This is a genomic window from Bradyrhizobium guangdongense (assembly GCF_006483445.1).
Classification (GTDB): domain Bacteria; phylum Pseudomonadota; class Alphaproteobacteria; order Rhizobiales; family Xanthobacteraceae; genus Bradyrhizobium; species Bradyrhizobium guangdongense_A.
Map to the genome: position 1 here is coordinate 1 of NZ_PPPT01000173.1, position 10,252 is coordinate 10,252.

A 10,252-nucleotide genomic window follows, 5' to 3' on the forward strand; every position below is an offset into this window, starting at 1 on the left:
GGTCTCCACCGCCGGCACCGCCTGCCGCTGCGCGCGCGGCGCACAGGTCGTGATCAGGAATGCGGTCTGGCTGCACTGCCATTCGTTGCCCAATACGGCGTTCTCGATCGGCTTGGGGCGCGCCAGATCAACGGCAGCCCCGGCAAGCACAATGGCCGCAAACGTGATGGCGAGCGCCTTCAGGCTCAGCCGGAAGAAAGTCATGGCCGTAGCTCCGTGTCGTTTGGGGTCGGACATTACGGGCCGCCCCCATGCTCCCCTGTGAGGGAAATCACAATTCGGCAGTTTTTCGGGGCTACAAAACACCGCGGCGCAAGCCTGCGATTTTTCGTCTGCCTGATGGCTGCGATTATGGGTGGCATCGGGACGCGCGCGGATGTACACGCATGTCCGCAACGCGAGGCGCGCGATTTGTGCTGCACGCGTTACCACAGGCGTTGATGTAAGACCGAAAGCGAGGAAGACAAGGCCGTTCGATGAGTGGATTCAGGGAGCCCGGCTTCACAGACCGGCAAAAGGCGGCGCAAGACGCCCGCAAAAATCTTTTGAACAAGTTCAAGTCGCAGCCGGGTCATGACGATCCGGAGGTGGCGGCACGTCGTGCCGAACGCGAGGCGCTTGCCGCCAAGCGCGCTGAAGCGAAGGCTGCGCGCGAGGCGGAAAAGGCCGAGCAAAAGCGTCTCGCGCAAGAGGCCGCGGCTGCCGAAGCCGCACGGATCGCGCGCGAGCAGGAAGAAGCTGCCACCAAGGCGGCCGAGCTCGAAGCCGAGCAGAAGGCCAAGCGCGACGCGCGCTATGCCGCCCGCAAGGCCAAGAGAAAGTAGCTCGCAAATAACCTTTACGGGCGCGACGTCAGCGCTTCACATCATCGTGTATGACCGGGACGTCGCGCGCAGCGCGCTGGCGCCCCGGCCATCCATCAAACGAGCGACGGCGAAGATCAGTTCTTCTTCATCATGCCGTCGTCTTTCTTCATCCCGTCCTTCGACATGGTGTCCTTCTTCATCATGCCGTCGTCCTTGGACATGGAGTCCTTCTTCATGTTGTCCTTGGACATCGTGTCCTTCTTCATCCCGTCGTCCTTCATCATCTTGTCCTGAGCGAACGCGGCGGGCGCGAGCGCGAGGCTGAGCGAGAGAACGGCAGCGGAGACGCCGAGTGCGAGACGGGTACGAATGGTCATGATCGATCTTCCCTTTTGGGTTGTTGGTGCCAGCGACGAATGCCGCTACCTCCTGCTCGACGGATCACGGACCGCGTCTGTTACACGGCGCGGTAGAAATTTTTCGCGTCGGCCGCCGGCCGGGCGGCCATTTTCACCTCCGACACAATTTCGCCCGTGTGAACCGCGTTAAGTCCCGCCGGCAGATCGAAGGGCGAGTGTGCGGCGCAGCAAGGTCGCCGCTTGCCGCCGCATTCGGTCTCGAACTATCAGATGAGAGAATATTGGGCGAAAGACCGGCTAGGATGGGCCCGAACGCCCGGTCAGAGAACCCGATCCGTCAAACAAGAACAGTTCAAGGGGAAAATTCCATGCTCACGCGACGTCACCTTCTCGCGACAGCCGTTGCCGCGCCCGCCGTGCTCCGCTTCGGCACCGGCACTGCGCATGCCGCCACCACGCTGAAGATCTCGCATCAGTTTCCAGGCGGCACCATCGACAAGGGCGATTTCCGCGACCGCCTCTGCCGCACGTTCGCGGCCGAAATCGCCAAGCGCTCGGGTGGCGACCTCGCCGCCGAGATCTATCCGAACTCTTCGCTGATCAAGACCAACGCGCAGTTCTCCGCGATGCGCAAGGGCGCGCTCGACATCAGCCTCTATCCGATGCCTTATGCCGGCGGCGAACTGCCGGAGACAAACATCGGCCTCATGCCGGGCCTCGTCACGACTTATGATCAAGGCCTGCGCTGGAAGAAGGAGCCCGTCGGCAAGGCGCTGACCGATTTCCTCGCTGACAAGGGCATCATCCTGCTCACCTGGGTCTGGCAGGCCGGCGGCGTCGCCAGCCGCTCCAAGCCGATCGTCGCGCCCGAGGACGCCAAGGGCCTGAAGGTGCGTGGCGGCTCGCGCGAGATGGACATGGTGCTGCAGACCGCAGGCGCCTCCGTGCTCTCTGTGCCTTCCAACGAAATCTACGCGGCGATGCAGACCGGCGCCTGCGATGCCGGCATCACCTCCTCCACCAGCCTGATCTCGTTCCGGCTCGAGGAAGTTGCAAAGTCGCTGACCTCGGGCGCGGGCGCGTCCTACTGGTTCATGCTGGAGCCGCTGATGATGTCGAAGGCGATCTTCGACAAGCTGCCGAAGAACCAGCAGGACATTCTGCTCACCGTCGGCCAGGAGTTGGAAGCCTTCGGCCGCAAGGGCGCGCAAGACGACGATATCGAGGTCGCCAAGGTCTATGAGAAGGCCGGTGCCAAGGTCAGCAATCTCGACGCGGCAACCGTCGGCAAGTGGCGCGACATCGCCCGCGACACCGCGTGGAAGGACTACGGCGCGAAGACTGCGACCTCGGCCAACCTCTTGAAGCTTGCTTCCGACGTCTCGGCATGAGCCACGGTCCGCTGAGGGATCGTGACGACGCAACCGTCGTCGCCGCGGGCACAGGCCTTGCGGCGACGGTCGATCGCGGTCTCGCCATCTGCAACAGCATCATCGTCGTATTCGCCGCGATCGCCCTGGTCGCGGCTTGCGCCATTCTGAGCTACAGCGTGCTGAGCCGCGCTTTGTTCAAGGCCGCCAACTACTGGCAGGACGAGGCCGCCGTGTTCCTGCTGGTCGGCGCGACCTTCATGACCGCGGCCTATGTGCAGCAGCATCGCGGCCATATCGGCATCGAGGCTTTCGTCGGGCTGCTGTCGCCGCTCGCCAATCGCATCCGGCTCTGGCTGGTCGATCTCGTCACGCTGCTGTTCTGCGCCTTCTTCACCTGGAAGTCCTGGACGCTGGCGCACGAGGCCTATGTCGACGGCCAGGTCTCCAATTCGATGTGGTCGCCGCCGCTCGCCATTCCCTATGCGCTGATGGCAATCGGCATGAGCCTCCTCTGTCTTCAGATCCTGGTGCAGCTCGCCTTACCCTTCACCTTGCCCTTCACCGGAGCCCAGCGGCGATGAGCGTGTTCGGCATTGGTCTGGCCTACGGCATCGCGACGCTGGTCGTGATGTTTTCGGGGATGCCGATCGCGTTTGCGCTCGGCGCGGTCGCGCTGGTGTTCATGGGCATCTACATGCCCGCGGCCTCCCTCGATACGGTGACGCAGAACGTCTACGAGGAGATGGCCTCGATCACCCTGCTGTCGATCCCGCTCTTCATCCTCAAGGGCGCGGCGATCGGAAAGTCGCGCGCCGGCCAGGACCTTTATCTGGCGCTGCATGCGTGGCTGCACCGTGTGCCCGGCGGCCTCGGCGTCGCCAACGTGTTCGCCTGCGCGCTGTTCGCGGCCATGGCAGGCTCCTCGCCCGCGACCTGCTCGGCGATCGGCTCGGCCGGCATTCCCGAGATGCGCAAGCGCGGCTATTCCGGCGGCTTTGCGGCCGGCATCATCGCTGCCGGCGGCACGCTCGGCATTCTGCTGCCGCCGTCCATCACCATGATCCTGTTTGCGGTTGCGGCCGAAAAATCGCTGGGGCGTCTGTTCCTCGCCGGCATCGGCCCGGGCCTGCTGCTGGTCACGCTGTTCGGCGCCTACGCCGTGATCCGCTTCCGGCAGGAATATGCCGCGGCCGAAGCCGCCTACAAGAAGGGCGGCCCGGAGGCTGCGATCCTGGCGCGCGACGAGTATACGCTCGCCGAACGTTTCAGCATGCTGCCGCGCGTCGTCCCCTTCGTGTTGCTGCTGACCGGCGTCATGATCGCGCTCTATGGCGGTTATGCCACGCCGTCGGAGACCGCAGGCCTCGGTGGCCTGCTCGCGCTCGCTTTGATCGCGATGATCTACGGCGTCTGGCGGCCGAGCGACCTCGCGCCGATCATGAAGTCGACGATCCGCGAATCCACCATGCTGATGATGATCATCGGCATGTCGCTGCTCTATTCCTACGTGATGAGCTATCTGCACATCTCGCAGTCGGCAGCCGAATCCATCGTCGCCATGCACCTGCCGCGCTGGGGCCTGCTGTTCGCGATCCTCGCCATGGTGGTCGTGCTCGGCTTCTTCCTGCCGCCGGTCTCGATCATCCTGATGACGGCGCCGATCATCCTGCCGCCGCTTCGCGCCGCAAACTTCGACATCATCTGGTTCGGCGTGGTCATGACCATCGTGATGGAGATGGGGCTGATCCATCCGCCGGTCGGACTGAACATCTTCGTCATCCGCAACGTCGCGCCCGACATCCCCTTGCGCGAGGTGATCTGGGGCACGCTGCCGTTCGTGCTGCTGATGATGGCCGCGGTGCTGCTGCTGTGCTTCGTGCCGGGGATATCGACCGCGCTGCCCGACCTCGTGATGGGGCCGGACGGAAGTCACTAGCGGCAATCGCAACTGCCGTAGGGTGGGTTAGCTGATCGGATGCGCGAAGCGCAGTCCGGTCGGCGTAACCCACCACTTCTGTCGCCGCGGACGCTAAAGAGGTGGGTTACGCCGCACGGTTTGCACTTCGCGCAACCACGCAGCTAACCCAGCCTACGAAGCCGCTCGCTTCTTCTTTGCATTCAGCGCGGATGCGACGCGGCTCACGGGCGGCTTGCCCAGCACGACGCTCATCTCGTTCGTCGCGGCCAACAGCTTCTCCATGTCGATGCCGGTTCTGATCCCCATGCCTTCGAGCATGTAGACGACGTCCTCGGTCGCGACATTGCCGGTTGCACCCGGTGCGTATGGACAGCCGCCGAGCCCCCCGGCGGCAGCGTCGATGACACGGACGCCCTCTTCCATCCCGGCGTAGAGGTTTGCGAGCGCCTGGCCGTAGGTGTCGTGGAAGTGCATCGCCAGCTTTGACGTCGGAATGTGTGTGGCCACCGCGCGCAGCATCTCCTTCGCCTTTAGCGGCGTGCCGACGCCAATGGTGTCGCCGAGCGAGATCTCGTAGCAACCGAGATCCCACAGGGTCTGGGCAAGATCGCCGACGGCCTTGGGCTTGATCTCGCCGTCGAACGGGCAGCCCAGCACGCAGGAGATATAGCCGCGCACCCTGACGCCATCAGCCTTGGCGCGCGCCAGCACCGGCTTGAAGCGCTCGATGGACTCCGCGACCGTGCAATTGATGTTGGCGCGCGAAAAGCCTTCGGAGGCGGCCGCGAACACGGACACGACCCGGGCACCGGCTGCGCGCGCGGCGTCGTAGCCCTTTTCGTTCGGCACCAGCACGTGAAATTCTGCGCCCTTGACGTGGGCGACGCCGCGAAGAACCTCGTCCGAGCTCGCCATCTGCGGGATGGCTTTCGGTGAAACGAAGGCGCCGACCTCGACGGTATCGAGCCCCGCCGCCACCAGCGACTCCACGAAAGCAATGCGCGCCTCGACACTGACCGGCGTCTTCTCGTTTTGCAGGCCGTCGCGCGGCCCCATTTCGACGATGCGGACCTGGTCGCTCATAGCAATCTCACTTGGCAGCCTCACTCGCCCGACGGCTCGACCTCGGCAAGCTCGACGCCCTCTTGCACGATGTCGCCGACCTTGCACTTGATGGCCTTCAGCACGCCCGCGAACGGCGCGCGCAGCGTCTGCTCCATCTTCATCACTTCAAGCGTCAGGATCGGCGCGCCCTTTTCGAGCTTTGCGCCGACCTCCGCCAGGACAGCGACGACCGTTCCCGGCAGGGGTGCCGCGATCTTGTCCTCGCCGACATGCTCCTCGGTCTCGCCCCCGAACGGATCGACCCAGTGTAGGTCGAATCGGCCGTTGCGGGTGCGCAAGTAGAGTTCGTGGCCGTCGATTACGGCTGAAACGTTCGACTTGACGCCGTCGAGCGTCAAGTCGAACCCGCCCTCGCGTGGCGCGATGGAAAAGGCCAGCTCGCGCTCGCCGATGACCAGCGTCGATGGGCCGCTGCCATAGTTCAGCGCGATCTTCTGCTCGGGCCCGTGCCCGACGCGAAAGGCGAAGCTGCGCTGGCGCCGGCCGACCGGCTGCCAGCCAAAGGTCTGCCAGGGTGAGTTTGCCTCGGCTGATGCCGCATTGCTCTCGTCATTGATGATCGCGGCTACTGCCGCACACAGCTCCAGCTCGCCAGGTGCGGCGCCTGCCGCCGTCAGGCCGGCAAGCTCGCGCTCGATGAAACCGGTATCGATCGCGTTCGACCTCACCTTCGGATGTGAGATCAGCGCCGACAGGAAGGGAATGTTGCTGACGATGCCGCGGACATCAGACTCCTCGAGCCCGCGGTTCAGCCGTTCGATCGCCGCATCGCGTGTCGGCGCCCAGGCGATCATCTTGGCCAGCATGGCGTCGTAGTACGGCGAGACGGCATCGCCCTCGCGATAGCCGGCATCGATGCGCAGGCCGCCGGTTTCCGCCGGCAGTCGCCAGGTCGAGATTTTTCCGACCGACGGCATAAAATTCTTGGTCGGGTTTTCGGCGTACACGCGGGCCTCGATGGCATGGCCATTGAGACGGATCTCGTCCTGCTTGAGCGGCAGTTTTTCGCCGAAGGCAACGCGCAACTGCCATTCGACGAGGTCGATGCCCGTGATCAGCTCGGTCACGGGATGCTCGACCTGAAGGCGCGTGTTCATCTCGATGAAGAACACATCCTTGCCGTCGGAGACGAACTCGATGGTGCCGGCGCCGACATAGTTGACCGCGCTGGCGGCCTTGCGGGCGGCCGCGCAAACGGTCTCGCGCTGGGCGGCGTTGAGCGTCGGCGACGGTGCTTCCTCGATCACCTTCTGATGCCGCCGCTGCAGCGTGCATTCGCGTTCGAACAGCGACAAGAGATTGCCGTGGCTGTCGCCGATGATCTGCACCTCGATGTGACGGGGATTGTCGACGTATTTTTCGATCAGCATGGTGTCGTCGCCGAACGCCGCCTTGGCCTCGCGCTTGGCGCTGACGATGGCGGGGCCGAGCTCGGCGGCGGAACGAACGATACGCATGCCGCGGCCGCCGCCGCCGGCTGACGCTTTCACCAGCACGGGGAAGCCGATCTTGTCGGCCGCCTTCGAGAGCGTCGCCTCGTCCTGGGCGTCACCGTGATAACCGGGCACCAGCGGCACGCCGGCCTTTTCCATCAGCGCCTTGGAGCCCGACTTCGAGCCCATCGCCGTCATCATCTCGGCGGTCGGACCGACGAAGACGAGGCCCGCATCGAGACAGGCGCGCGCGAACTCGGCATTTTCGGACAGGAAGCCGTAGCCGGGATGCACGGCCTCGGCGCCGGTTTTCCGCGCGGCCTCGATCAGACGTTCGACGTTGAGATAGCTGTCACGCGCCCGGGCGGGGCCGAGCAGCACGGCTTCGTCGGCCATCGCGACATGCATCGCGTTGCGGTCGGCTTCCGAATAGACGGCAACGGTGCGCAGGCCCATGTCGCGGGCGGTGCGGATCACACGACAGGCGATCTCGCCGCGGTTGGCGACCAGGAGCGTGCGAAAGCGCCGGTAAAGACTTGAGCGGTCCATCGCATTACATCCTGAACAGGCCAAATTTGGTGGGTTCGATCGGCGCGTTTGATGACGCCGACAGGCCGAGGCCGAGCACGAGGCGCGTATCCGCGGGATCGATCACGCCGTCGTCCCAGAGCCGCGCGGTCGCGTAATATGGGTGCCCCTGGCTTTCATATTGCGCGCGGATCGGGCTGCGGAATTTCTCTTCCTCCTCCCTCGACCAGCTATCGCCCTTGGCCTCGATATTGTCGCGACGCACCTGGCTCAGCACCATCGAGGCCTGCTCGCCGCCCATCACGGAGATGCGCGCGTTCGGCCACATCCAGAGGAAGCGCGGTGAGTAGGCGCGTCCGCACATGCCGTAATTGCCGGCGCCGTAGGAGCCGCCGATCACGACGGTGAACTTTGGCACCGAGGCGGTCGCAACCGCCGTGACGAGCTTGGCACCGTCGCGGGCGATGCCTCCGGCCTCGTACTTCTTGCCCACCATGAAGCCGGTGATGTTCTGCAAGAATACAAGCGGAATGCCGCGCTGGCAGCACAGCTCGATGAAATGCGCACCCTTCAGCGAGCTCTCGCTGAAAAGAATCCCGTTGTTGGCGATGATGCCGACCGGAAAACCCCAGATATGGGCAAAGCCGCACACCAGCGTCGTGCCGTAGAGCTTCTTGAACTCGTCGAATTCCGAGCCGTCGACGATACGGGCGATGATGTCGCGCACGTCGAACGGTTTACGGCCGTCAACGGGAACGACACCATAAATCTCTTCCGCCGCAAACAGCGGGTCGCGCGGCTTGTGCATGTTGAGGTTCGGTCGGGTCGGCGGCTTCAACGTGCCGACGATACGCCGGGCGATGCCGATCGCGTGCGCGTCGTTCTGGGCATAGTGGTCGGTGACGCCCGATTGCCGCGAATGGACATCGGCGCCGCCGAGCTCTTCCGCGGTCACGACTTCGCCGGTCGCGGCCTTCACCAGCGGGGGCCCGCCGAGGAAGATGGTGCCCTGATTGCGCACGATGATGCTCTCGTCCGACATCGCCGGGACATAGGCACCGCCTGCGGTGCAGGAGCCCATGACGATGGCGATCTGGGGAATGCCTTGCGAGGACATCTGGGCCTGGTTGTAGAAGATGCGGCCGAAGTGACGCTCGTCCGGAAAGATCTCGTCCTGCATCGGCAGGAAGGCGCCGCCGGAATCGACCATGTAGACGCAGGGCAGATTGTTCTGCCGCGCCACGTCCTGCGCGCGCAGATGCTTCTTCACGGTCATCGGATAGTAGGTGCCGCCCTTGATGGTGGCATCGTTGGCGACAATGACGCATTCGCGGCCCGAGATGCGCCCGACGCCCGTGACCACGCTCGCCGAATGCACGTCGCCGCCATAGAGGCCGTAAGCCGCAAGCGGCGACAGTTCCAGGAACGAGGTGCCGGGATCGATCAGCAGGTCGACCCGTTCTCGCGCCAGCATCTTGCCGCGCGAAGTGTGGCGGTTGCGCGAGGCCTCGCCGCCGCCGCCGGCGACCTGGCTCAACTTTTCCCGCAGATCGGCGACCAGCGAGCGCATCGCCTCGGTGTTGCGCGCAAAGTCAGGGGATGACGGATCGATCGTGGAATGGAGCGGCATGTGTCCCGCGTTTCTCTTGGACTGGGTGGGATGCGGTTGAATGGTTAGCGATCGTGACGCTTACGCCGTTTCCGCCATCAGCTCGCGACCGATCAGCATGCGGCGCACCTCCGAGGTGCCCGCTCCGATCTCATAGAGTTTTGCGTCACGCCAGAGGCGTCCCGTCGGAAATTCGCTGGTGTAGCCGACACCGCCGAGCGCCTGGATGGCCTCACCCGCCATCCACGTCGCCTTCTCGGCCGAATAGAGGATCGCAGCCGCCGCGTCCTTGCGCAGCGTGCGCGCGTGGCCGCCGCGGTCGCAGGCGCGGCCGACGGCGTAGACATAGGCGCGCGTGGCTTGCCAGGTCGAATACATGTCGGCGAGCTTGCCCTGCATGAGCTGGAAGTCGCCGATCGGCTGGCCGAACTGCTTGCGCTCGTGCATGTAGGGCACCACCACGTCCATGCAGGCCGCCATGATGCCGAGCGGTCCGCCTGACAGCACGGCGCGCTCATAGTCGAGGCCGGACATCAACACCTTGACGCCCTCGCCGACCTTGCCGAGCACGTTCTCTTCCGGCACCTCGCATTCGTCGAAGAACAAGGGATAGGTGTTGGAGCCGCGCATGCCGAGCTTGTCGAGATGCTGGCCGTGGGTAAAGCCCTTAAATCCCTTCTCGATCAGGAAGGCGGTCATGCCGCGCGGACCGGCTTCGGGATCAGTCTTGGCGTAGACCACGAGAACGTCGGCATCGCCGCCATTGGTGATCCACATTTTTGAGCCGTTGAGCACGTAGCGGTCGCCGCGCTTGTCCGCGCGCAGCTTCATCGACACGACGTCGGAGCCGGCGCCGGGCTCGGACATCGCGAGCGCGCCGACATGTTCACCCGAGATCAGTTTTGGCAAATAGCGCTTGCGCTGCGCGTCATTGCCGTTGCGGTTGATCTGGTTGACGCAAAGGTTGGAATGGGCGCCGTAGGACAGGCCGATCGCGGCCGAGCCTCGCGAAAGCTCCTCCAGCGCCACGATGTGGGCGAGGTAGCCCATGTTGGAGCCGCCATATTCCTCCGGCGCGGTCATGCCGAGCAGCCCGAGGTC

General features: G+C 64.5%; 10 protein-coding genes. 4 read left to right on the plus strand and 6 right to left on the minus strand.

From position 1 onward, the window contains the following. The coding region (locus C2U70_RS24235) for a hypothetical protein (protein ID WP_140981148.1) at window positions 1-204 on the minus strand (204 nt) is incomplete at its 3' end. A gap of 272 nt (window positions 205-476) precedes the next feature. Here C2U70_RS24235 and C2U70_RS24240 point away from each other — a divergent pair. Beyond that, on the plus strand, window positions 477-824 hold the full coding sequence (locus C2U70_RS24240; RefSeq protein WP_140981150.1) for a DUF6481 family protein: 348 nt from the start codon (window positions 477-479) through the stop codon (window positions 822-824). Window positions 825-940: 116 nt separating this feature from the next. On the opposite strand, the gene C2U70_RS24245 is transcribed toward C2U70_RS24240, so the two are convergent. Beyond that, window positions 941-1,183 (minus strand): pentapeptide MXKDX repeat protein, encoded by a 243-nt coding sequence (locus tag C2U70_RS24245; protein WP_140981152.1) that lies wholly within the window; start codon window positions 1,181-1,183, stop codon window positions 941-943. 350 nt (window positions 1,184-1,533) lie between these two features. Here C2U70_RS24245 and dctP point away from each other — a divergent pair, with 350 nt between their 5' ends. Genes dctP through C2U70_RS24260 form a run of 3 tightly spaced genes read left to right on the plus strand, consistent with a single transcriptional unit; the run spans window position 1,534 to window position 4,474 of the window. Further along, window positions 1,534-2,556 (plus strand): TRAP transporter substrate-binding protein, encoded by a 1,023-nt coding sequence (gene dctP, locus C2U70_RS24250; RefSeq protein ID WP_140981154.1) that lies wholly within the window; start codon window positions 1,534-1,536, stop codon window positions 2,554-2,556. Continuing rightward, complete coding sequence (locus tag C2U70_RS24255; protein WP_140981156.1) at window positions 2,553-3,119, plus strand: TRAP transporter small permease; 567 nt, start codon at window positions 2,553-2,555, stop codon at window positions 3,117-3,119. Before dctP ends, C2U70_RS24255 begins: the two co-directional genes overlap by 4 nt. Next, window positions 3,116-4,474, plus strand: a complete 1,359-nt coding sequence (locus tag C2U70_RS24260) for a TRAP transporter large permease (protein WP_140981158.1) — start codon at window positions 3,116-3,118, stop codon at window positions 4,472-4,474. The genes C2U70_RS24255 and C2U70_RS24260 overlap by 4 nt, the downstream gene beginning before the upstream one ends. 153 nt (window positions 4,475-4,627) lie before the next feature. Here the strand turns inward: C2U70_RS24260 and C2U70_RS24265 are convergent, their stop codons facing one another. The 4 genes from C2U70_RS24265 to C2U70_RS24280 form a co-directional block, all read right to left on the minus strand. Then, the gene (locus C2U70_RS24265; protein WP_140981159.1) at window positions 4,628-5,539 is read right to left on the minus strand and encodes a hydroxymethylglutaryl-CoA lyase; all 912 of its coding nucleotides are present in this window, start codon (window positions 5,537-5,539) and stop codon (window positions 4,628-4,630) included. Between the two features lie 20 nt (window positions 5,540-5,559). After that, a complete protein-coding gene (locus tag C2U70_RS24270; RefSeq protein WP_140981161.1) occupies window positions 5,560-7,563 on the minus strand; it encodes an acetyl-CoA carboxylase biotin carboxylase subunit in 2,004 nt (667 codons plus the stop codon). Between the two features lie 4 nt (window positions 7,564-7,567). Further along, entirely contained in the window at window positions 7,568-9,172 is a 1,605-nt protein-coding gene (locus C2U70_RS24275) for a carboxyl transferase domain-containing protein (protein WP_140981163.1), read from the minus strand. A 60-nt stretch (window positions 9,173-9,232) separates the two neighbouring features. Then, on the minus strand, window positions 9,233-10,252 hold a 1,020-nt coding region (locus tag C2U70_RS24280; RefSeq protein WP_140981165.1), incomplete at its 5' end, for an acyl-CoA dehydrogenase family protein.